At 52.8% G+C, this 24,062-nt stretch carries 16 protein-coding genes; 7 read left to right on the plus strand and 9 right to left on the minus strand.

All coding sequences use genetic code 11. The features are described 5' to 3' along the window. Window positions 1-44 precede the first annotated feature (44 nt). The 4 genes from PLF13_00395 (at window position 45) to PLF13_00410 (ending at window position 9,163) form a co-directional block, all read left to right on the plus strand. Window positions 45-3,773: a trypsin-like peptidase domain-containing protein gene (locus PLF13_00395; protein ID HOP05725.1), complete on the plus strand. Its 3,729-nt coding sequence runs from the start codon at window positions 45-47 to the stop codon at window positions 3,771-3,773. Window positions 3,774-4,088: 315 nt separating this feature from the next. Next, window positions 4,089-5,756, plus strand: a complete 1,668-nt coding sequence (locus PLF13_00400) for a hypothetical protein (protein HOP05726.1) — start codon at window positions 4,089-4,091, stop codon at window positions 5,754-5,756. Between the two features lie 212 nt (window positions 5,757-5,968). Next, complete coding sequence (locus PLF13_00405; protein ID HOP05727.1) at window positions 5,969-7,849, plus strand: hypothetical protein; 1,881 nt, start codon at window positions 5,969-5,971, stop codon at window positions 7,847-7,849. A gap of 36 nt (window positions 7,850-7,885) precedes the next feature. Then, the gene (locus PLF13_00410) at window positions 7,886-9,163 is read left to right on the plus strand and encodes an outer membrane protein transport protein (GenBank protein ID HOP05728.1); all 1,278 of its coding nucleotides are present in this window, start codon (window positions 7,886-7,888) and stop codon (window positions 9,161-9,163) included. Window positions 9,164-9,276: 113 nt separating this feature from the next. Here PLF13_00410 and PLF13_00415 read toward each other — a convergent pair whose 3' ends face one another. Beyond that, on the minus strand, window positions 9,277-9,546 hold the full coding sequence (locus PLF13_00415; protein ID HOP05729.1) for a hypothetical protein: 270 nt from the start codon (window positions 9,544-9,546) through the stop codon (window positions 9,277-9,279). Between the two features lie 279 nt (window positions 9,547-9,825). Between PLF13_00415 and PLF13_00420 the strand changes: the two genes are divergently transcribed. After that, entirely contained in the window at window positions 9,826-10,620 is a 795-nt protein-coding gene (locus PLF13_00420; GenBank protein HOP05730.1) for a mechanosensitive ion channel, read from the plus strand. Window positions 10,621-10,692: 72 nt separating this feature from the next. Here the strand turns inward: PLF13_00420 and PLF13_00425 are convergent, their stop codons facing one another. The 5 genes from PLF13_00425 to PLF13_00445 all read right to left on the minus strand — a co-directional run bounded on the left by PLF13_00425 (window position 10,693) and on the right by PLF13_00445 (window position 14,746). Then, window positions 10,693-12,087 (minus strand): M56 family metallopeptidase, encoded by a 1,395-nt coding sequence (locus PLF13_00425; GenBank protein ID HOP05731.1) that lies wholly within the window; start codon window positions 12,085-12,087, stop codon window positions 10,693-10,695. A gap of 2 nt (window positions 12,088-12,089) precedes the next feature. Beyond that, window positions 12,090-12,485, minus strand: a complete 396-nt coding sequence (locus tag PLF13_00430) for a BlaI/MecI/CopY family transcriptional regulator (protein ID HOP05732.1) — start codon at window positions 12,483-12,485, stop codon at window positions 12,090-12,092. Between the two features lie 396 nt (window positions 12,486-12,881). Beyond that, window positions 12,882-13,034: a hypothetical protein gene (locus PLF13_00435; GenBank protein HOP05733.1), complete on the minus strand. Its 153-nt coding sequence runs from the start codon at window positions 13,032-13,034 to the stop codon at window positions 12,882-12,884. Between the two features lie 102 nt (window positions 13,035-13,136). After that, the gene (locus PLF13_00440) at window positions 13,137-13,883 is read right to left on the minus strand and encodes an RsmE family RNA methyltransferase (GenBank protein ID HOP05734.1); all 747 of its coding nucleotides are present in this window, start codon (window positions 13,881-13,883) and stop codon (window positions 13,137-13,139) included. An 8-nt stretch (window positions 13,884-13,891) separates the two neighbouring features. Continuing rightward, on the minus strand, window positions 13,892-14,746 hold the full coding sequence (locus PLF13_00445) for an EamA family transporter (protein ID HOP05735.1): 855 nt from the start codon (window positions 14,744-14,746) through the stop codon (window positions 13,892-13,894). 181 nt (window positions 14,747-14,927) lie between these two features. Here PLF13_00445 and PLF13_00450 point away from each other — a divergent pair, with 181 nt between their 5' ends. Continuing rightward, window positions 14,928-15,461, plus strand: a complete 534-nt coding sequence (locus PLF13_00450) for a DUF2087 domain-containing protein (protein ID HOP05736.1) — start codon at window positions 14,928-14,930, stop codon at window positions 15,459-15,461. Window positions 15,462-15,521: 60 nt separating this feature from the next. Here the strand turns inward: PLF13_00450 and PLF13_00455 are convergent, their stop codons facing one another. Beyond that, entirely contained in the window at window positions 15,522-18,317 is a 2,796-nt protein-coding gene (locus PLF13_00455) for a DUF2723 domain-containing protein (GenBank protein ID HOP05737.1), read from the minus strand. A 171-nt stretch (window positions 18,318-18,488) separates the two neighbouring features. Here PLF13_00455 and PLF13_00460 point away from each other — a divergent pair, with 171 nt between their 5' ends. After that, window positions 18,489-18,737 (plus strand): hypothetical protein, encoded by a 249-nt coding sequence (locus PLF13_00460; protein ID HOP05738.1) that lies wholly within the window; start codon window positions 18,489-18,491, stop codon window positions 18,735-18,737. Window positions 18,738-18,739: 2 nt separating this feature from the next. Here PLF13_00460 and PLF13_00465 read toward each other — a convergent pair whose 3' ends face one another. Both PLF13_00465 and PLF13_00470 read right to left on the minus strand, forming a co-directional pair. Beyond that, window positions 18,740-20,578 carry a hypothetical protein gene (locus tag PLF13_00465; GenBank protein ID HOP05739.1) on the minus strand — a complete coding sequence of 613 codons (1,839 nt, stop codon included), beginning with the start codon at window positions 20,576-20,578 and terminating at the stop codon, window positions 18,740-18,742. Further along, window positions 20,575-23,994 carry a hypothetical protein gene (locus PLF13_00470; GenBank protein ID HOP05740.1) on the minus strand — a complete coding sequence of 1,140 codons (3,420 nt, stop codon included), beginning with the start codon at window positions 23,992-23,994 and terminating at the stop codon, window positions 20,575-20,577. Before PLF13_00470 ends, PLF13_00465 begins: the two co-directional genes overlap by 4 nt. Window positions 23,995-24,062 lie beyond the last annotated feature (68 nt).

The raw sequence follows: 24,062 nt of genomic DNA on the forward strand, positions 1-24,062 counted from the left end.
TCGTAAGTATACGTATTTCGTTTCCGCTATTCAGAGAGGTTAACATGCACAAGCTACGCAATGCAAGCATAGGACTGCTATTGCTGACTGTTTTAGCCGTGCCTGCCGCGGCCCAGATCAGTCAGGGAGGAACACCGGTTAGCATTCTCAAATCGCTGCCAAAAGATATTCCCACAAGAACGATGGAGAGCATCAATCTGCCGACTCTTCTGGTTGAAGACTCCCTTGAAGCAGCCGATGGTCTTCCCTATCGTTTCGGCTATCCTTTCGACGTCAAGTACAACCTGTCCAACTCCGGCCGCTGGGATGAGCTGGAAGACGGCAGCCGCGTTTGGCGTCTCAGAATCTCCGCACCGGGAGCTTATTCCATAAATCTGCTTTATGATCGCTTCGTCATGCCCAAAGGAGCCCGGATGTGGGTCTATAGCGAAGACCAAAGCATGATCATCGGAGCCTTTACCGAACTTAACAATAAGAGTCATGGAGAATTCTCGACGGCGCCGGTCAAAGGGGATGTGACCATTGTCGAGTATTATGAACCGGTTGAGGTTTTAGGCCAAGGTGAGGTCAGCATCTCCCGCATTGTTCACGCCTACCGCGATATTTTCAACTACGGCGGCACTCATGCCGAGAAGGACTACGGCGAATCAGGATATTGTAACAACAATATCAACTGTTCCGTAGGAGACGACTGGCAAAACGAAAAGCGCGGTGTCGCGATGGTGCTTCTCTCCGGCGGTTATCGCTGGTGCTCCGGCTCTCTCGTCAACAACGTTCGCCAGGATCAAACCCCGTATTTCCTGACCGCCAACCATTGCCTCGGCTCCGAAAGCACGTGGTTGTTCATGTTCAAATACGAGAGCCCCACCTGCACCAACCAGGACGGCCCCACCGGTTACACCATTTCGGGTTCAACTCTCCGGGCCAGTAATTCCACGGCTGATTTCGGCCTCGTCCAGTTGAGCCAGTCGGTTCCCGACAACTACGATCCGTACTACAACGGCTGGTCCAACATCAACACGGCCCCGACCAGTTCCGTAGCCATCCATCATCCCTCCGGTGACATCAAAAAAATCTCGTTCGATTACGATGCCGCGACCTCGGCCGACTATCTCGAAACCTCCGGCACTACGCATTGGCGGATCATCCAATGGGACGACGGCACGACCGAGGGCGGTTCTTCCGGCTCTCCCCTCTTTGACCAGAACCATCGCGTGGTCGGGCAACTTCACGGCGGCTACGCTTCCTGTTACAGCCTTACTTCCGACTGGTATGGCAAGTTTTCGCTTTCCTGGAGCATCGGCTCCTCGTCATCCGGTCGCCTGCGCGACTGGCTCGATCCCGACAACACCGGCGCGACTACACTTGATGGGCTCGATCCTTTCGCCGGCATCACCATCGACCATACGCCTCTGATCGACACCAGGGATACGCTGAATTCCTATCGTGTCGAGGCGGTGATTACATCCGCTTCAGATTTAATCGAGGACTCTCTACTGGTCTATTACAATGCCGGTTCCGGCTGGCAAGAGCTAACCATGATCCCGGGTGCTTCTACCGACGAATTTTATGCCGACATCCCCGCTCAATCACCGGGTGATTCAATCTATTACTACATCCACGCCCGTGACCTGTCGGGACACGAAGCCACCACCGACACCTATTCCTTCCGCGTTATCGATTATGAAATGACGGTGATGCCGGAGGCGCTCGGCGACAGTGCCCTTTACCTTATCACAGTCTGGTATCGGGTGGCCATCACCAACACCGGCCTTTACGAAGACACCTACGACCTTGATCTCAGCGGGTATTCCTGGGCTTCCGCCGTTTTCGATGAAAACATGAGCCTGCCGCTTACCGAAATCGGTCCGATTCCTGCCGGCGACACCGGTATCATCATGATTGCCGTCGACATCGAATCGAACATCTACGGCGATCAGGACATGGCGCAATTGACCGTCACCTCCGACGGTGATCCATCCATCACCGACAGCAGAACTTTTACCACCATGTCTCTGGGTTCCACTTCCGAAGCTCCCTGGTCGGATTATGTCGAGAATCCCACCGTCGACGAAATTCTTTGGGTTGTCAACCAGGGAGTCGAATCCTCGACCGAAGCGCAGGATCCTCCATCGGGACCTTATGCTCTCAACTTCGACGGCGGTAATGATACCCTCGTATCGCAGCCAATCGACATATCCGCCGTCACTTCCGGCTATTACCTGTCGTACGGTTTCGAGCGCGGCGGTAACGGTTCCATGCCCTCCGCCGGTGATGACCTCTCGGTCGACATCAAGGATCAGATCGGAACCTGGATCGAAGTCGCCAATCATTCCGGCGACGGTTCTCGCATGACCGCTTTCGAGTACAACACTATCGAGATTCCCTCCTCTGCCTACGATACCGATTTCCAGATCCGTTTCCGTTCCGAGGGTGATTGTGTCGGTTGCGATGACTGGTTCGTCGATGATATCCGCGTCGATTTTGCCCCGGTAATCGACATTACGCCGACTACCGTTACGGAGAATCTTATCTCGGGTGACTCGACACAAGTTACCCTGAATCTTGGCAACATCGGCGACGGCGACGCCAGCTACAGCCTTGGTATCCAGCTTGACCTCACGCCCACACTGAACAACGGCAATCCCGTTACCGACCTCGAACCGGCCACCCACGAACAGCCTGCTCTCGATGGTACTTTCGAGGATATTAAGGGAGTCGATTATCCCGACATCGGCGCGCCGGTTTTGTACGACGCCGGCGGTCCCGATGAGTTCGGTTATTTCTGGATTGACTCGGACGATCCCGACGGTCCTGTCTTTAGCTGGGTGAATGCCACTGTTTACGGTGAAAATATCACCTCCGGCATTGACGACGACAACTATCTCGGGCCATTCGACATCGGTTTCAGTTTCCCCTTCTACGACGGCTCCTACAATCAGCTTTACATCGGCTCCAACGGCTTGATTGGATTCACCGCCGCCGATCTCGACACACGCTACAAAACGACAATCCCCACCGCCGCTACTCCCAACAATATGATCTGCTGGCTGTGGGATGATCTCGACCCGACCGACGGCGACAACACCGACGCCGAAATCTGGATCGATACCACCGGTGGCCGGTGTGTTGTTTCCTTCATTGACTATCCCGAATACGGGGCCTCGGCTGGTGATGTTATCACCGCGCAGGTAATTCTGGATCAAAGCGGTTCGATCACCCTCCAATATCTGACCATTGCCGCCGGTTTCGACGCCAACTCCGGCACGGTCGGCATTGAGAATTACGATGGCTCTGATGGTCTCGAAATCGCTTATGCCACCAGCTACCTGCACGACAATCTCGCCGTCCTGATCGCCAAACCGAGCCAGTGGTTACACGTTGACAAAGTTGCCGGGCAGATTGAACACGGCCTGACCGACTATCCGGTTTTAACGCTCAGCGCCGCCGCTCTCGACACCGGCAGCTACAGCGCTAACGTGATCGTTTCCTCCAATGATCCCAACACCGCCAACAATCCCTGGACCATCCCGATTACTCTGACAGTCACGAGCGAACAGATCATCGTCTGTGGTGATGTTAACAATGACGGCTCCGGTCCGGACATTTCCGATCTGGTCTACCTGGTCGCCTACATGTTCTCCGACGGTCCCGCTCCGGAGGTGATGGCTGCCACAGACGTCAACGGCAGTGGCTCCGGCCCGGACATTTCCGATTTGGTCTACCTGGTTACTTATATGTTCCAGGAAGGTCCTGCTCTCAACTGTCCATAGATGCGAATGTCATACTGAAATGCGAAGAAGCCCGGCTAACCAGCCGGGCTTTTTTTAATGCACTCACGCCACAATGGCTCCGAACTCAGCCTCTAAGATATCCTTGTTCCGTCGCTCTGCGGCGGAATGCCGGAACAACCGGTTTCTCCGACGCTCTGCGTCCTTCCTTACCTCTTGACACACCCGAAGAAGGCCTTGCGATACTCCCCTCTCTCCCGTTATCCCGCACCTGTCTTGACTTTTAACCAATTCTCCACATATTATTGATACAATGACCCACTATGTTCGGAGGCTGTATGTTTAGAAAGGTTTCTTATGAGTAGATATAATTATAGTCTGATGCGTACGTTGTTTTACATCTTCGTGATCTCTATATTCGCAGCCGGATTCGTTGTCCTTGGACTCAATCTCGGCTGTAGCAGCGATGATTCTTCAACCGATTCCGGCAGCGGCGGCAATACCGGTATGACCGTTGGCCCGGACGGCGGCACTGTCACCGACGAAGGCGTCACGCTGGTTTTCCCGGCCGGAGCGCTGGACAACAGTATCACCGTAACAGTCGACTACCATGAAGACCAATGGGACCTCCCCGACAGCATGGCCTCATCGCACTGCGGTGAACTCGGCGCAGTCACCTTCGGTCCTGAAGGACAGACCTTCAACTCGCCCGTCTCCATGACTATGCCGATCAACCAATCCACAGCTCCGGGCACAGCGCTGGCCCTGTGGATCTGGAACGATTCGGCCCAGGCCTGGGAAGACACCCAGGATACGGCCATCGTCAACGCCGATGGCCTCTCGGTCACCGCCCCGATCCGCCATTTCTCGTCGTACTCGACAGCCACCGGGTTTGATCTGGGTGGTCACTTCAACAACGTGAGTCCCGTCAACACCATGACTATAATGATGGCCTTCAACAGTTGGATATCCTGGATGTCCGGTTGGCGGCATGTGGACATGAAGAAGCAATTCGTGGACTGCTGCACTCGTGTCACCGGCATTGAATATCACTTTGTCTACCAGAGCCCATCGAACAGCTATCCGAGGACATATTCCGAAGGAGATCTCGAGGATTATGACTATCGAGAATCGTACCAATCCTCCGACGGCGCGTTTGGCAGCGGCTACTACGTCTCGGTAACCATCGATGTCTATTGGACCAACCAGGCTCCTGACGAGGTTGACGTTCGCACCGATAACGATTGGTTCGACATCACCGGCGGCGTTACCTATCAGGCGGCAATAACCGGCCGCTCCATTTGCGGCGAAAAACTGATGGTCAACATCCCCTTCGACTTCGACCTATACGGACCCGGCAACCTGTCGGTAGAACACGCCAATACCGGCGCTACCGGCATCGCCACTACCACCTACACCACCTCCGACACCGGCCAGGTGACAATTGAGGGTGAAGCGAAAACCTGTCTGGCACGCGGCGGCCTTCAGATCGCCACCGGCGGCGCTCAGATCCACGTGGTCGCCTGCAAAGAATGGTACCTGGCTGTGACCATCACTTTCACTCACACCTGCGAAAACTGGGGATTCATTGATCAGGTTGACATGCTCGTCCCCCTGACGATTGAAGAGAACGATTACGTGACCTGCGCCACCGGTGAGGGATCCCAGATTGCCGTCATGGGCTCGAGCAACGAACACTGCGAAGTATCCAGCTCCAGCACTCCGGACTTTACCGTCTACGCCCAGGGCAACATCGTTGGACAAACCCTGTATATAACAATCGCACCGATCGGCTTCTCCGCCGAGTTCACCATGACCTGCACTTACGACGATCACACCTCCGACTACGATATACCGGCTTACACTTATCTGCTGCCGTCGATCATCGCCGGACAGGCATTCAGCGAGTATCCTATCATTCTGGAGCCAGGTGCTTCCTTCAGCGGCTCCGGCCATGACACCACCGACGATGAGAATCCAATCGCTTATGAATTCACCGTCATGGTAGGGTGCACTACCAATTAACCATAATTTACTGTCTGACAATATCTTGCTACCATAACTCCTCGGGTCGAACAACGACCCGGGGAGAAACCTGAACAAAGGTCACAGAGACCTACTTTTCACATAATTCCCCCTTGACAAGTTAGTTAGGACTCACTATCTTTTTCACAGTCCTAATGTGACGTGTTTCACAATCCTGTTTGCGGGATTAAGGGTTGGCTTAGGAGGTATTTGTGAATCATTCAATGAAAATAGCAGTCATCAGCGCCGTTATTCTGCTCCTTGGAGGCTGCGCTATGTGGTCCGGCAGTATCAACAAGATGCTCCCCTCAAGAAATCGTCCGGGGGAAGTCAGATTCAAAAGCGAACCTATCGCACCGGATCAATTCGATGCACTGGCTGCCGAACTGAAGAAAACCTACGGCGAGAGTTTCCCCCACATTCAGAGGTTCAAGGAAGCCGGGATCTCTTCTTACGAAGGTCCTGCGACCTGCCTGACCTGTCACAAGGATATCCAATATGATGATCTTAAAACAGGCGAAACAAAAACCGTCAATTTGATGGACAACGTCACCTCGTCGGCTCATTACACCTTCTATACCTCGCACCATCCCAACGTTTACGGTTTTAACGGTAAGAAAGCCGACAACTTCCGCATGGGCAAAATTAATCGCCCCTGTCCCAAACCCGGATCGTTCGCCATGACCGCCTGGGCCGCACCGGTCGTCCTCAAGAACGGCGACACCCTTTCCGAGGGTTGCGGCCAGTGTCACATCGGTGGTCAACCAACCGCTCCATTGGGTGAGATGATGCCCGGCTATCACACCGGTAACGATGAAAAGAACGCTATTGACTGCCTGATCTGTCACTCGGTCGCTTACGACATGAACCGCAAGCAGGTGGTTCCGGACAGCAAAGGCCGCTATTACTGGGATCAGGATCGCTCCATACGAGCCGCGGTAGCGGTTACTCGGCCCAACTCCGCTTCCTGTTTACGTTGCCATCAGCACAATTTGGGTGGAGACATCTATGTTGACGAGAACAATCCGGAGTATTTCGAGAGCCTCATGAACAAAGGCCACGAACGTCCGCGTATCGCTCACCCCGGCTCCAAGCGCGGTACGCCGTTCGCCCCGGATTGGGATGTCCACGCCGCTGCCGGGGTTAACTGCATCGACTGCCATCGCACCGAAGGTCACTACATCGCCAAGGGCACCCACACTACGACTATGATGGCCAACGACCTGCCGGATTTCGAAGTTTCCTGCACCAACTGCCACGATGCCGATCCGCACCAGGGAAACGATGAATTGGCTGACTTCTACAACGCTCATACTGAATACATGGCCTGCCAGACCTGCCATATCCCAAGCCTGCATCCTGACAACGCCACCATGCGTGATTTCGCCACGCCGGAGTTCGAGGAACATCCCGGTATCTACGTCTACACCGACATCGAGAAAAAAACTGAGCCAGGCGAGGCGATTCGTTATGTCTGGTGGAACGGCGACGGAACCTTCCTCGGTAATCCGATCGGCGACAATCCCAACGGGCTCAATCTCTACCAATTTTATAATCCTACCCACGTCTGGCCTGAATTCAAGGATTTCGATTACGACGCCTGGTACGAAGAGACCATGCGACCGATCGCCCAAAAGGGCCGCCCGAGCAAGATATATCCGATGAAGGTTTTCAACGGCCGCCAGCACATCGACCTGCAGAACATCACCCCGTTCGGCGGCATGTATCTGCCTTACAATCTGCCCACCTACTACGTCACCGGCAATCCCGACTCGGCCGCCATGGTCGAGATGGCCCATCCGATGATGAAGAAAATGTACGGCTGGATGTTCAAGGTCTACATGATGCGCAAGTTCATGGCCTTCATGGATGCCGATGACTGGAACGGCTGCGCCTACGACGATGCCGCTCACAACCGCAAGGTCGAGCCGCGTTGGATTCCGCAGGATGCCTCTCTTGAGATCAGCCATGCGATCCGTCGTGAAGGCGCCCTTACCTGCAACAACTGCCATTCTCAGAACGGCGTCATGGATTTCAAAGCCCTCGGCTACGATGACGCCACCGTAAAGGACTTGCAGGAACCGAGAATGTAACGGACAAGAATGAGAATATCCTGAGGAGATAATAAGTTGAAACGATCTACTTATAAAACCACTCTGACAATGCTGTTGGTCATCCTGGCCGGTCTCTTATTCAACGCCGAGGTTCAGGCCACCAACGGCTATTTCAGCCACGGCTACAGTGTCCAGTCCAAAGGGATGGCGGGTGCGGGCGTCGCCTATCCGCAGAGCGCTCTGGCCGCAGCCTCCAATCCGGCCGGCATGGTTTACATGGGAAACCGCTTTGATCTCGTCGTCGGTCTTTTCAATCCGGTCCGCGAATACACTATCACCGGCAATCCCTCCGGCAACGAAGGGACCTTCGGCCTCACCCCGGGTACGGTCGAATCCGGCTCCAAGGCGTTCGTCATCCCGGCTTTCGGTATGAACCGCATGATCAACGACAAATGCGCCATCGGTCTCTCCATCTACGGCAACGGCGGCATGAACACCAACTACCCGACGTCTACGTACCACCTCGGCAGCGGCAACACCGGTGTCAACCTCATGCAGCTCTTCATTGCCGCTACCGTCTCCCGCTATCTGAACAAGAATCACAGCCTCGGCGTGACCGGCATTTTCGGTTACCAAACGTTCAAGGCCGAAGGCCTCAGTGCGTTCGAATACTTCTCCTCCAACCCACCCAAGTTGACCAACAAAGACACCAATAACAGCAGCGGCTTCGGAGCTCGGTTCGGTTATCTCGGAACATTCGGAGGTCGTTTTCGCATCGGAGCAAGCTACCAAACCAAAATTAGGATGAGCGAGTTCAACGAATACGCCGGTCTGTTTGCCGAACAGGGTGATTTCGATGTCCCCGCCAACTGGACCGTCGGTATTTCGTACGACGCTTCCAAATATCTCACGCTGGCCGCCGATGTCCAGACCATTATGTACTCCGACGTCAACGCGGTTGGTAATCCGATGGTTCCTTCGGCGTTTTACCAGGGTATTCTTCTCGGCGACGACGACGGCGCCGGCTTCGGCTGGGAAGACATGACCATTTTCAAATTCGGTCTTTCCTGGGAAGGCCTCGCCGATATGCCCTTGCGCTTCGGCTATTCCTACGGTGAGCAGCCGATCCCGGAAAGCGAAATGATGTTCAACATCCTCGCTCCCGGCGTCATCGAGCAACACCTCACCTTCGGCCTTACCCGCAAACTCTGTAAGGGACGTGAAGTCAGTCTGGCTATAACTCACGCCCTCTCCAACTCCGTCACCGGTCCTAATACGATGGAAGTTGAGGATCAGCAGGAGATCGAACTCAAGATGCACCAATGGGAGTTCGTGTTGGGCTTCGCCTTCTAGGTTAATTCTGCAAGCACAGGTTCGATGACGGACCTATGCTTGAACAAAGCGACGGAACGAGAAGAAGTTTCGACAAACATCCGCGATGGCAGGTATAGGGAAAACTTGCCCTGCTACTTCTTACGCGGCAAACGACAGGCCGGAACCTCACCTTCCTCATCGCCCGGCGCAGAGCTGTCGCGCGGCTTGAGACCGGTCGCCTCGGCCAAAATCGCTATTGCCTGATCGTCGGTCGGCTCCGGACCGTACTTAGCGATCTTGTTGGAATAGATTATCTCCCCGTCCAGAGTTATTTGAAGAATCCCCCCGCCGCCTTTGATGTATTCGGATTTAATTCCAAATGCTCGTTCGAACGCTGCCGCCAACCTGGCGGCTTTGGGCATGTAATTTCACTCAACGCAGTATTCAATAGCTACACGAAGCTTCTTGTTCTCGGGCATAAAAAGCAAACCTTCTTTTATCGTATATTTCCGTGGAACATGATAACACCTGTATCGATTCGTATCAAGAACCAACAAGATCTATATGACAATCAAGAACTTGACACCCAGGTCGGTTATTCGCATAGTTGGCATGTTCCTTTCGGGCTGTTCTGTACATCCGAAAATAAATTGAACTCTTGTAATAAAAGGAGAAAAGAAGTGGAAGATTTACTGGGGCAAATGACCGATTACGTGAAACTTTATGGACTTAAAGTCCTCATGGCGATTGTCATATTCATCGTCGGTCGTATCGTTGTCAGCATGCTGGTAGGAACGACCAAAAGACTGATGGCCAAGTCTCATACGGACGAAACCTTGTCGAAATTCCTGACCAGCCTGGTCCGCGCCATTTTGTTGACGATCCTCGTTATCGTCGTGCTCGGCCAACTCGGCGTTGAAACTACCTCGTTCGTGGCTATTCTCGGCGCTGCCGGTTTGGCTGTCGGTTTTGCTCTTCAGGGCTCTCTGGCTAATTTCGCCTCCGGCGTGATGTTGATTATCTTCCATCCCTTCCGCGCGGGTGATTTCGTTGAGGCAGCCGGAACGGCCGGGGTGATTGAAGAGATCAGCATCTTCAGCACGGTTATGAAGACCGGTGATAATAAAAAAGTTATTATCCCCAACGGAGCCATAACCGGTTCCACTATCACCAACTATTCCGCCAAAGAAACCCGCCGTATCGACATGGTGTTCGGTATCGGTTATAACGATGATCTCAAAAAAGCCAAGCAGATTCTGGAGCGGATCCTCACCGAGGACAACCGTATCCTCCAGGATCCCGCACCGGTCGTGGCGGTTTCGGAACTAGCCGATTCTTCGGTCAATTTCATCGTCCGCCCCTGGGTTAACACTGCCGATTATTGGACTGTCTACTGGGATTTGACCGAAAAGGTTAAACTAACCTTCGATCAGGAAGGAATCTCCATTCCATTCCCACAGCAGGATGTTCACGTCCATCAGATCACAGCCGCTTGATTTCGCAGCAAATTAATAAAGGGTGATCGCTTCATGCGGTCACCCTTTCTTGTCACTCGCTCTCCGTGTGCTCTAGTTCTCGGTCGAGTCAGCTTGGCCGTCCAGGACGAAATCGACTCGATACGATATCCAGACCGCTACCGGTTTCCCGTCCTGAATCCCCGGTTTGAATTTGCACTCTTTCGCCGACACTAAAGCCGCTTTATCCAGCAGTTTATTCCCGGAGGTCTTTCCCAACTTCACCTCCAGGACATCGCCGTTCTTATCAACGAGCGATTGGACATAAACCGATCCCTCGATACCTTTTTCCTTGGCTTCCGGGGGATAGACCGGAGGTTGCATGACCACCATTTCCGGCATCTTCTCGACCGGCACGAACTCATCCGGCCCGGGCAGTTTTTCTTCATCGCCGCTCGAAGCTTCAATCGCACTTGCCGAAGAAATCTCGTTATTCTGTTCCACGACCGCCATTGGCTGGATCTGAATGGAAGCGGCCCCGACCGTAATGGCCGCCAACAACAGCACCGCCGCGGTTAAAGCCCAGGGGCGCGCCGTCCGAACGGCGCCGTTCATTGACATAATTCGCATTAGTCTGCCCTCCAAAAGGGATTTGTTCAACAATGTCATACTTAGCGGCGTACGCATCCGGTTACGCGCCAACGCCGTCGCCATAATCAACAAGTGCCCGGCATAGTCGGAAGCCCGCCCGCCGAGTCGCATTACACTATCATCACAAGCTCGTTCAGCTTCGTTGCGGAAAAGGCGACGCACCAGCCAAACCAACGGATCAGGCCAATGCAACGCCGTGCTTATAGTCGCTATTATGAGAAGTTTCTGATCGCCGCGAACGATATGATTGAACTCATGCATGAGCGTGATCTTGATTCGACCCGTTTCCCAATTCTCCGCATCAACCGGAAGAACCACTAGCGGTCGCCTCCAGCCCCAGACAAACGGCACTGTCGTATCATCACTCATGACCATCTTCGGAACATTTCGGAGCCCGGCTCGCTCGGACAGCTCGGTCGCAACCGACATCACCCGCCGTGACACCTGCGTCCCGCGTTGTGCTATCCGACTGTTATACCGCATGCCCACCACCATCCGAATAAGCAACAACGTACTTCCCGCCATCCATACAATCAGCACCATGAACGAAGCTATTGATTCAATCCCGTAAACCGGCTGACCACCTGCCGCCAAACGTGTTCCGGAAACCAAAACAGCTCCGCCGTCAATCGCACGACTTACCATATCTCCAACGGAAAGACCTATGGAAGGCACAACCAAGTACAACAACGGCAACAACAACGAACCGATAATGCCGGTCTGAATGAAAGCCCCTCGCAGTTTCGGTGAACAACGCCGCGTCAATAAGTAGGCGGTAACTGCTGTAATCAGAACCAGACCGATCCTGATCTCAAGCCCCACTACAGCTTGAATTATATCCGCTGGAAATGATGTCACAGCTATTTACCCTCCTTCCGCGCCTGCTCGATTAGCCGGGACAACCGTTCCAAATCGTGGTCAGACAAATCTGATTGTGAAGGATCCACCAGCGCTGCCACCAACTGTTCCGCTGAATTGTCAAAGAAAGTTTTCATGACATGCTTCAATGCACTCTTGCTGGCTCGTTCCCGTTGCACCGTGGCGGAATAGACATACTTGCGTCCCTCCTTACGATGCCTCAGATATCCTTTATCCTGAAGAATCCCCACCAGCGCCCGCACAGCGCTGTAGCTGGGGGGATCGGTAAGGCTTTCGAGAATATCCGAGACCGATACCTCCTGCAGGCGGAAGACAACATCCATGATTTGTCGTTCCCGGCGGCTGAGATCTGATAGTTTTTTCTGAGCCAAACACACCGTCCTTAATTTGAGTATTGCTAAATTTTTAGCATCTATCATTAGAGACGGATAAACCGGTCGATTTGTCAAGCGCAAATGCTAAAAAATCTGCATTTATTTTCTTTGATTTTTACAGCGATAGCGGGACTGGTAGCGTATCCCCTTAAGTGACACCCATTTAACTTGGGCGACCGCGTCTCATGGCCGGGGCTGCAGGGCTCCCGGTCTACGGGGGAGGGATTGTTGATACGTTGGACGCGGCGTATCCGAGGAATCAGCCATACCGACTCGTCGATGCTATGCGTCAGAGCGTGATGATTGAACGCTCTGCGTTCTTCCTCAATCACTTCAGGAAGTAATAAATAACACCGATCAGGCAGCCAGTCGGCACCATAATCTGTCCCAATAGATAGATCACACGCTCCCCCGACGCCGCTCAGTCTCAATCTCAACCGGATCATCGGTCGCCGACGCAGGTTTTCCCGCCTCTTTCTTCCAGGCTCCTACCGACATCGCTATAAAACCGGATAGAACAAGCACCAGTTGAAGCAGTATAAGAGCTTTCATATTAAAACCTCCCGTTTACAAGGAATGCCTGTCGTAAATCCCCTTACTAGTTAGCAGGAATATATAACTGTCCCCCGCATAGACTAATAATAAACTCGACCATCACCTCGGCCTCATCGTCAGCAATTCCATCTGCGCCAACGCCGCCGTCACAGCCGTCTCTACTCGCAGGATCGAACGGCTCAACCGATATCGGACAAATCCCAGCGATTCCATCAGCTCCGTCTCAAACGGCACCCAGCCTCCCTCCGGTCCAATCGCAAGGATTACCCGCGAGGATTGCTCGAATACCTTATCCAATGTCTCAGCCGCTTCCGGGTCCGGCAAGAGTCTCAATGCTCGTTCACGGCCGGAGTCCAGCGTCGGTAAAACATCTTCCATAAACGGCCGAAATCGTTCGTGCACCGCAACCTCAGGCAATTTGGTACGTTTTCCCTGAGCCAGACCCTCCAATATGTATGACATAAAATTCTGCTCTGCGATCAGCGGTGACTGATAGAAACTTCGTTCTACTCGGTTGGCTCGAATGAAATCACACCGTTCTACCCCCATAGTTGCTATTGTCTGAAGCACCTTTTTGACCGTTTGCGGTCGCGGCAGGGCGCAAATAAGATGAATGGCAACCGGATCAGCCGATGGCTCCCTCAGGCCGCCGATCTCCACCTCTATTACAACACCGTCATCCGACAATATCCGAGCTTTTCCGATCGGTCCGTTCAGAAGTCCGGCCTCGAACTCATCACCGACTTTTAGCTTAAGAATGGACCTGATATGCTCCGCTCGATGATCCCCCAGGACATATCGTCGTTCATCGGTTTGATCTGTATTTATCAGAATTACGAGATTCATACTCAAGATCACTTATGCGAAACCATAATTACTCCCCCGAGTACCAGCACTACTCCAGACATCTCGAATAACGTCAATTGCTCCCCCAGCACCAAGTAGCCGAGCACAATCGCCACTACCGGTGTAATATAACCTATTGCCGACACGACCACCACCCTGATACGGGCCAGGAGCCAATAATAACCCAGGAAGGTTACGACCGTGCCGATCAGCGCCAGGTACAACAAGGAACCAACCGAGCGAGCGTTCATGGAAAAATCAGCCGGATTTTCAAACAACAGCGCCGCCAGCAACAACGGTACGAAACCGAACAGCATCTGGATTCCGGCCGACACCACGATATCATCGCGGCTGAAGCATCGTTTGTGTAAAACCGTGCCGAACGCCGAAGTCACAGCTCCCCCTACGGCCAGTATCACCCCCCATAAAAGCGACTGCGACACCTGCATGGAATCCAGCGAAATGATCACAACTCCGACAAATCCGATCAACAAACCGCACCAATGCAGCAATCTCAAACGCTCCGCCGGCAGCATAAATATCGAAAACAACGCTATGAAAAACGTGAACGAGGCAAACAGCGCCGATGTCAGCGCGGAACTGAGATGTTCCTCCGCCAGATAAACCATGGCATAGCTAATCCCGAACATGAACAAACCCGGAATACCTCGTCTTACAAAGCGCTCCACAGTGTCCGGCAAACGCCGTCGCTGGACCAGGATTATTCCCCAGATCACCGTCGCTGCTATCGCGAAGCGAAATCCCGAGGAATACAGGGGCGGGGCCTCCGCTACTCCTATTTTGATCGCCATCCAGGTCGAGCCCCAGATCGCGCACAATACACTGTAAACGAGATAAATCATCGCGACAATTAACCTATTCCCGGCGTGTCAAGTCAACAAATCTACCTATGAAACCGCATACCTTTACCTGTCTCTAAAAAGACGCCGAATAATGCCTCATTACAAAAAAAAGTAGTTGACGCTACTGCACAATACGGCTTAGTCTTGATCTTCATAGGTACTAACCATAAGGAGATTACGAGTGGCCTACTACGAGGGCATAATCAAGAATACCGAGTTTTTTACCACTTCCGAACTCGCCAAGAAACTCAAGATGAACGCTCAGGTGATCACCCGCAAAGTACAAGCAGGTGAGATATCCGCTTATAAAATCGGCAAGGACTGGCGCATTCCCGAACAGTCCGTTTATTCCTGGCTCGAAGAGCTATCCAACCAGACCGAAGGCAATGGTAACGGCAACAGCAATGGGAAAGGCAACGGCAACGGTAAATCTATCGCAGCCAAAAACGAGACAGTCCAGCTCCAGCCGATTCCGCCCATGTCCGCCGCTCTGTCTGCAAAGAATGATCTTCGTTCCAAGCGGATGTATCTGCTCGAGTATATCCTCGCTCAGTTCGAGCCGGAACGCTCCTATGCCGAAGATGAAGTCAACATGATCATTGCCCGTTATCATAACGACTACGAAACCATCCGAAGAGAGTTCGTTCTGGAGCGGATGATGGACCACGCCGGTGAAAAATATCGCCGTCGCGCCGGCTACAAATTTACCGACTAAAAAAAGTCCCGGCCTTCTCGACCGGGACTTCTCATCTCTATCCACATAAACAGATGTGCCTTATCCACCGACAGGCGCTTCAGTCGAGGGCATAAACATCTCACGCCGAATCTGCTGCAGGAATGGATCGGCCTGATTGACCTTGTATTTCCATTGCAACTCGATCGCATCACGCAACTGAGGTCTTATATCGCGGCCCGAGCGAGCCATCACCGTTACCAACTTGCGGAAGGCAAAATTGGAATTCGGATTGGCAATAAAGGCTTGCCAGGAAAGATCCAGTCCCTCATCAACCATCTGGCTGTCGCCGAAACGAAGCCCCATCTCCATATCGGTCAAACCCAGATCCTGCAGATAAAACAGGTTTTCCGGATTCGACTCGCAAAATGCCGTGAGAGTATCACGCAGACGATACCACAACTCATTGGCTTTGACGGTGTCGCCCGCCAGTTCGTATTGATAGGCCATCATCTGTGTGTTTTGCCAGTATTCGGGATAAACCTCGAGCATCTTTTCACCCAGAGCCATCGCTCGCGAGGTATCCCCGCTAAACATCAGATCATCGAAGATTTTTCCGGAATTAACACCGATAGTGACAAACACCCCGGTGGCATTTTCATCACGATAGACTTTCGAATCCTGATAACCGTCATACCGATAATCGTTCATGAAAAGATCGTACCCGGCATCGGCATCGATCAATCGCGGCGGCGGAGTCCAATCCAACTTATAAAGCAGCCCGATCGAATAAGTGTACTGGCGCAGACCCAGCGGTGACTCGGCGTACGGTTGTGAGCTGAAGTAAATCGGATTCTTCAACTCCAGTGAGTCTCCATCCTTGATCGTGCTTTCCCAGACGATATCATCCACCATCATATCCTGCACACGAAGTAACCTGCCGCCGTACGGCAGCGCCTGCAGGAAAGTATGACGACGACGAGCTCTGTCATAGAATTGCTTTTTGGGACGCTGCGTTTCGACGCCCGGAGCCACCTCATAGGGATACCAGAGAATCTCTTCTTCACTGAGCGAGATAGGGACATCGTAGCGGTTTTTCATCTGCTCCACGTACCAGTCGGTATTAAGCAGCGATAAATTCACCACTCGTACGTCTCTGCGATAATTATACACCTCCTGGAGGCACCACACCGGGAAAGTGTCGTTGTCGCCCGAGGTAAACAAGATAGCGTTCGGCTCGCAGGTATCGAGCAAATTGGCGGCGTAGTTATACGGGATGAAATTATTCGAGCGGTCGTTGGTATGATAACTGTGCGCCAGGCTTATCCCCGGCAACAGCGCCAGCACCACCCCGGCTCGAACAAGCATTTTCTGCGTTCCTTCGTTTCCGGCCAGGCTGTCCTTAAGAAATGTCAGAATCGCAGCTACGCCCATGCCGATGGCAATTCCGAAAAACACGAACGCCGGCGTAAAGAAGTAATCACGGTCGCGCACTTCCATGTAAGCATCACCGCTCATCTCGTTGTATTGAGTACCGTCGGCGAAGTTCATGTACAAGATCAACCCCACCGAGCAGACTATGAAGAGCGTGAAGAACGGCATGCCTATTTCCGCCCGCTTCAGGATCGCTACGATCATTCCAATCATACCGAGCAGGAAAAATACGAAAACGAACTGTGCTCCGCCCTGCGACCATTGTTCCTCGAAATAGGACCAGAATCCCATGTGGGCATGGCGACCGAACTGGTTCGACCATTCTCCCCGCCGATGAAACATGCGCTCGACCATACTTTCCTGGCCGTATTGACGACGATCCAGGAAATTCGTGAAGGTGCGCCAGTCTCGTGAGGGATTATTTTCATCGATTCGCGGATTGATACTGGAACGAATCGGGATAAAGGCATGTACCGATATCCCCATGAATCCTATTACCAATAGCGTCAGGCCGGTTTTCCATTTGAGGTCTACCCCGGTCCGCTTGCTGAATAACGCCATTCCCAGCAAAACCAACAGCGCCACCGGTGTCGCTTTTTGATAAGCGGAGAAGCTCATCATTACCGAAGAAACCGATCCCACCGCTACTACGATGGCCCAGTTGATTCTCTTATAAAGCAGCACCAACAAACCGATTGCCAACAATCCCGAGGCGATATAATAAGCTCTGGGACCGCCACGATTATCGGCAAATAACATGACCAGCAGAAATTCTATCAGGGCAAAAGCACATATAAGGATAAAATCTCTCTTAGTCGCATCCTTTTTGAGAATCCAGAATATGGCGCAAACCGGCACCACCAGAAAAACGGTCATATGAATGCCAATTCCCAGCGTTGCCAGGAACATGGCCAGGATCATATAACGCAAGGCCTTGGATGAACCCCGTTCTTCCCAGAATCGTACCGTCAGCCAGATAATCATCACCGAAAGCGCCATGGCGAGTCCGTATACTTCCGCCTCAACCGAGTTCCCCCAGTTGGTTCTCCCGAAGGCCACGGTCAGACCGGCGACGAAACCGCCCACGTAACAGATAAGCTTGCACAAGGGAGAATGATCGTCTTTGGCAAAGAAATACCGAATAAGGCGAACCGCCAGCAGATAGCTGAACATGGCCGTGAAAGCCGATGAAATTACCGAGATGTAGTTGATTCGATGGGCAATATCTTCGACAAATGGAATTATCGCAAAAATCCTTCCAATAATCACAAACAGCGGTGTTCCGGGCGGATGCGGGATACCCAGGATATTTGCACAGGCAATGAACTCTCCGCAGTCCCAAAAAGAGAGCGACTGCTGGACGGTCATGGCATAAACTATAAAGGATATCAGGAACACCAGGCCGGCAACGATGATATTTCCGCGGTCCGGTTTATTATCGCGAATCAGGACGGGGTCGGTCAAATCAGCCTCCTATGAACGGAACAAGACATTATCAATTATACAGATATCGGGCCTGAAGGCATAATACAAACACTAAATCAGTCGATAAATATAACACTGGCGACAGAGATCACAACAGATAATTTCGGTCGACCAGAGAGCCTGAAATCGGCCCAATATCCGGAGGTATTTATGTTTGTTTGGTGTGCCGTCCTGTTCGGACTCGGCATTTTGGCTTTCGTGGATTCGATCCTGAATATGGGAGAGATATTTCGCCGAGTAAACTCGATCATGTTCATGTTGATTTCACTCGGATTATTGGTCCGTACCACAACCAAGATGAAATCTCAGAGAATCGAGAACTACGAAAAGAGAGTGTTCAACCTCGAGCAGCAGGTAAAAACGTTGCGCGACGGTCGAGAGAAACTCTCCAAATTCTAGTTTTATCCGATTTCATCGTCCGGGTGCATATTTCTGAGTTTCTCCCGCACCTCGGACGCAAACGGGTAATTGGGATACCCCTGCAACAACTGCAGGTAAATTTCTCCGGCTTCGTCGATTCGATCGGGCCTCCGGCTCAGTAAATCCGCCTTGGTTTTCAAGGCGAACGGATAATAATATGACTCCGGAGCTTCTTCGCCCATTCGCTCTACAAAACCTAAAGCTACGTCCTCGGCCCCTTCGGTAACGGCTATCTCGATCAACCGGTGTAACGCTAAATCAGCCAAAGTCGTATTGGATAAGTCCGCCACCGCCAACAGCGCCTGCTTAAGTGAATCCGATTGTCGTTGCAAATCCGCCCGGCAGACCGCCCCCCAACTATCCAACAGGGTGGTATTCCCTGCCGCCCGGCTGATTATCATGACCATTTGCAGCGCATCGTTGACATAAAATCCCATCGGGAAATCGACCATCAATCGCCTCAGGGCCACCTCGCTCGAATCGTACTGGCCCTCGCAGAATCTGATCATACCGCGATAATAATCGAATTCCTCCAGCCAGTCCTCGCGATTCATGGCTCGATTATTACGCAGTTGTCCGAATTGGTCGTATGCCCTGCTGAAATCCCCCATTCGCAAATAACAAAAGGGAATTTCACGAAGCGACAGCAACGATGCCTGAGTACGCTGTTTTGCGTTAGCAACCGCATCGAACAGGATCAGAGCGGAATCGTACTGATTCAGATAATCGAGATATATTCCGGCCATTTCGTAGATTGCCTCGCAGGAATCACGCACATCACGAGATCGATCTATCAACGTCTGGTAGTTGTTCAGCGCCGCCCGGTATTGTCCTAACTTCACCTGCGCCTCACCCAGCGAGAACCGCGTCTGTACTTCCACCGAACTGCTGTCATAGTGTTCCAGCACCCAGGCGGCCATTCTAATCACCTGTTCGGGTTGTTTCTGTTCCTTCGCCGTCACCATGAATCGAAGCGGCGCCTGCGCCGAGAACCCGTCTATCGAATCCTGTCGCAGTGCCAGGTTGTATGCGACATCGAATTGCCCTTCCTTGAGGAAATGACTCGACAGAATCTCCAAAAGCCCGCCTCCCGGTACGGTTTCCATACGTGCGACCAGAACCGTTTCCACCGAGGCGGCCGCCGGTTCATAAGACAACAACGATACAATCCGCCGTTCGGCATTGGTCGCTACCCTCCCGGTGTCGGATAGAAGCTCAAGATACTCCCCCGCCGCTTTCCCATAGAGCTTCAGCATCTCGTATTCCTGGCCGCGTTCGAATACGTATGCCGCTGAAGCCTGCGTGGTGTCGTCCAATCCGTCCATGATTTTCAGCGAGGCATCGACCAGACCTGATCGACTCATGCTGGCCAGTACCGCCAATATCTCAGCATCGTCCGAAGCCGCATCGAGCGCCTGGTCGTAAGCCTTATGAGCCGGATCGGATTTTTGCTGTACGGCGAAACACTCCCCCAAATCGATGGGAAAGCGATGATTATCCGGGTGACCTGCCATCTGTTGGCGGATCAACAGCTCCAGTTTATCGTACATCGAAAGTTGTCGATAACAGGTTTTCAACTGGTTGTAGAGGGAAAGGTCGTCCGGACGTTCCTCCTGCATCGACTCGAATAAATCGGCCGCGCTGAAATAGTCACCGTTGCGCATCAATTCTCGCGCCACTCTCAGCTTGCGATCAAAATCTGCCGTGGGAGTCTGGTCGCTGTTCGATGACTTCGTTTCCTTCGATACCTCCCCTCCCCGGACTACCCCCATCGGGAATAAAAGCGAGACGGCAAAAAGAAGAACAAGCAACTTTCTCAAGGGCGGGCTCCTTCTTCGTTTCCGCCGGTACGGTCGGCGCCGGAATTGAGCAATGCCCTGAAATACGCCTTGATTTGCTCCTCGTATTGAGCCGGATAATCCTCTGAAAGATACTGCCGCAAACGGTCTTCGAGTTTGACACGATCATCCAGCATATCCGAGGGCAGTGCCGGCGGCGGGGCAAAGATATTTTCCTTCGCGCTGGTAGCCTGCCGCTGTTCCGTGAAATCGCGCCGCTGCAACGAACGCGAAGCCTCCAGCAAACGCGAGTAGATTTTCAACTGCCGTTCGGTCGTCTCGGCGCCGACATTACCCGAGGCCAATTCCTCTTCGACCTTTTTCATCTCACGGGCGATATCATCCAATCGACCCAGAATCTGGCGCGAATCACCGAACTCCTTGTTGAGGTCCTCTAGCGACTTCCTCAAAGTCCCCTGTTCAGACGCTAATCGTTGCAGTGTCTGACGTGCCGATTCTCCTTGTGACGGATTCGACTGACCCGGATTGTTACATTGCTGCTGGGTCTGCATGTTAAGCTGGTTCTGCTTGTTACACATACTGGACAGCTTCTGGCTCGGCTTGTTACAGTTGCTGCCGTTATTGCACTGGGATTGTTGTTGGAGCGACTCCATCAGGCGAATAGCCGCAAGATTCAACCGGGACATAGCTTCACGTTGCGATCTCATCGACTGTAACTTCTGACGATTGGCCATTTCTTCGGTCGCCAGACTCATCTTAGCCGTGGCTTCATCGACCAACCGCTGTAATTCAGCCGCAATAAACGGCGACTGCTTGCCTAACTCTGAAATTCGGTTCTTCAATCCGTTACAGGAAGATTCCAAATCCTGCTGCTTTTCAGCCTGGTCGTGCATCGCCATGGAACGACTGTCCAGATCTTCGAGCTGACGATAAAGGTCTTCCTGATCCTGCGAAAGATTGTTGGCATCATCGATAGCCATCTGCATCGCTCGCATCATCTCTTCGGCATCGTTGTGCTGCATCGAGGCCAGCGATTTTTGCATCTGGTCAATCATCTGTAACAGCTTCGACAGCGCCTGCTTTCCCTGCTCGCCGGCCTTATCACGTTGCTGCTCACTCAGTGACTGCGACATCTGCTCCATATTCTGATCGGCATCGGTCTGCTCCAGTGCCTGGGCGAACGATTCCAGTTCCTCGGCCTTGTCCATCTCCGCCTCTTTGGCAACATCTCTCAGATCGGACGTCTGCTTCTTCAACTGCTGCAGATCTTTTTTTAGTCCGCTCTCGGTCTGCCCGAGTTTCGGCAGATTACCCTTTTGCGTCGAGTCGGTTTCGCTGTTGACCGCTTCCTGCTGTTCCGCCAGTTGTTCGAGCTGACGCAGCATCGCCTCCATCTTCTGTTCGAGTTGCATCCGCTTGAGCAGCGCCATCGTGCGTTCCAGTCGCTGAAGCATCTCTTCGAGGCTCATTTGATAGTCCTGCATCGCCTTCTGAAGCTCTTCCCGATTCATATTCTTGAGTGCTTCCATCAGCTTTTCCTGAGCTTTTTTCATCTCCGGCGTGGCTACTTCCTCGAACAGCTTTCGCACCTGGGCCATCTTCTCCAGAATCTGGCGGCTCAACAGAGCGTTTTCGGTCGCCTTGTCGATCGACTTGTCCATATCCTCGGCCGTTTTCTGGATCTGATCCATCAACTCGGAGTTTTGCTCGGCGATATCTTTCAACTCTTCCTGGTGTTGCCAGTCGGTTTGGCGAGAGCTCTTCTCCTGAGCCTGAATTTTACGCGTGATATTCTTCAGCCGTTCGGCAGCTTCTTTTCCCTGCTGAAGCATCTCCTGGGTTTGTGTGATCCGCTGAGCCGCCTCAGCCTCGGTTTCCGCTACGATCTCCTCCAGCGACGGGAACCGCGCCACGTATTTGCGTGAGATGGAAGTCTTCGGTCCGGTAATACGGTCGTTGTCGGCAACCTCCATGTAATAGACCACGTAATCGCCCGGATAGAGATTGTACTGGTTGATATCCCAGTTGAACTCGATCTCACCCTCGGTTTTGATGCGGTCGGAAAAATGAAGAACCGCCACGTGTTCTTCCGAAGCCTGCCCGCCGCTGACCAGCGTGTACTTCAACGCCAGCGAAGAAAACCCATAATCATCGTAAATACGCGCTTTGAGCGGCACGACCATCTGCTCACCCAGATTGATGTCGAATCCCGGCCGCACGATATCGACCGAGGGATATTCGTCAGGTACGGCTGTAATATAATACTCGATCGGATCCGGATTCTGCTCACCGAGGCCGTCAATCAGCCGCACGTAATAAGCTCGCGATTCATCGACTCGCAAGGAGGTACTCGCGCGGACGCCGTTCACCTCGAGCGGTGTCCGACTGGAATCCTCGAACACCAAAAACGCCTGCGTAATCGGCAGATTGGTAGTGACGTCGATATTCACCCGGCTGCCGACCACGGCCGAAAACGAGCCGTTGTTCTCGTCTATTACCGCCGGTTCCAGGCCGGTGTACCTGGGATAAAACAGCGACAGCTTGATCCCGGTCACACGTGGTCGGTCAACGACATCAACCGCCTGAATCTCCGTTTTCAGTCGTCCCGCCTCGACCCAATAATCTAATGACTTATTGACCTGGCGCAGCTTGATAGTAACCGGCAACGTATCGACCGCACCGGCTGAAAAACTCCCCCCCCGCTCGATATCAATTTTCGTCTCCTGCCAGGAGCCGCCGGCCAGCCGATGATGAATCACCGCCTCTTTCGGGAATTGGTCCCCGATCAGGCGTGCTCCGATTTCCAGATCACGATACTTGATCCATTGAATCGATCCCGGCCAGGCTTCAAGGCTGTAGCCCAGCGGCGGAGCAATAACTTCGGTCGGATGCGAATAAACGACATACGAATGACTGAACATCCCCGGCGCCAGCGTTAAAAGCAATGTTGCCGTGAACAACGCCACCGCCAGCATCTTGCCGGTCTTCAGAAGTTGATAATAACTCAATGCCCGGTTGAAATTAAGTCCCGAAGTTTTCTCAACCGCCTGGCGCTCGGTCAGGGCAATCAATTCTTCGGAATATCCTTCACGGCGAGCCTGGCGCGAAAACTGCACGGCCGCGATAAGACGCCCTTTCAACTCCGGATATCGCTCTTCAAGGCGCAACGCCATCATATCCACCGATCCGGCCAGGATCTTTGCCGCCACGTAGCGCCCGAATACGAACAGCATTGCCGCACCGGTAACTACCAGAAGACTTATCTTCAGCCAAACCGGTAACACCGCCACATTGGCAATGAGCGCAAGCAATACTATTGCCGCCAGAACCACCGCCATCGTCGCGATGATTCCCGCGCTGACCAGAAGTACCCGGTGTTTAAAAAGTATCCCCTTGAGCCTGTTGATCAATCCTGTTTCGGATCGCTGGATGCTCATCTGCCGTCCTTAAACAACTCTCTAGGTTTGTCCGAATCAAAGACGCTGCGAAAAGAGGCCCGTTATCA

The organism is Candidatus Zixiibacteriota bacterium, from assembly GCA_035380245.1.
Taxonomy (GTDB): Bacteria; Zixibacteria; MSB-5A5; order GN15; family FEB-12; genus DAOSXA01.

Coding starts and splice junctions, on each gene's coding strand:
- PLF13_00395 (HOP05725.1), top strand. CDS start 45: ATGCACAAGCTACGCAATGCAAGCATAGGACTGCTATTGCTGACTGTT.
- PLF13_00400 (HOP05726.1), top strand. CDS start 4,089: ATGAGTAGATATAATTATAGTCTGATGCGTACGTTGTTTTACATCTTC.
- PLF13_00415 (HOP05729.1), bottom strand. CDS start 9,546: ATGCCCAAAGCCGCCAGGTTGGCGGCAGCGTTCGAACGAGCATTTGGA.
- PLF13_00420 (HOP05730.1), top strand. CDS start 9,826: ATGACCGATTACGTGAAACTTTATGGACTTAAAGTCCTCATGGCGATT.
- PLF13_00435 (HOP05733.1), bottom strand. CDS start 13,034: ATGAAAGCTCTTATACTGCTTCAACTGGTGCTTGTTCTATCCGGTTTT.
- PLF13_00440 (HOP05734.1), bottom strand. CDS start 13,883: ATGAATCTCGTAATTCTGATAAATACAGATCAAACCGATGAACGACGA.
- PLF13_00445 (HOP05735.1), bottom strand. CDS start 14,746: ATGATTTATCTCGTTTACAGTGTATTGTGCGCGATCTGGGGCTCGACC.
- PLF13_00460 (HOP05738.1), top strand. CDS start 18,489: ATGTTTGTTTGGTGTGCCGTCCTGTTCGGACTCGGCATTTTGGCTTTC.
- PLF13_00470 (HOP05740.1), bottom strand. CDS start 23,994: ATGAGCATCCAGCGATCCGAAACAGGATTGATCAACAGGCTCAAGGGG.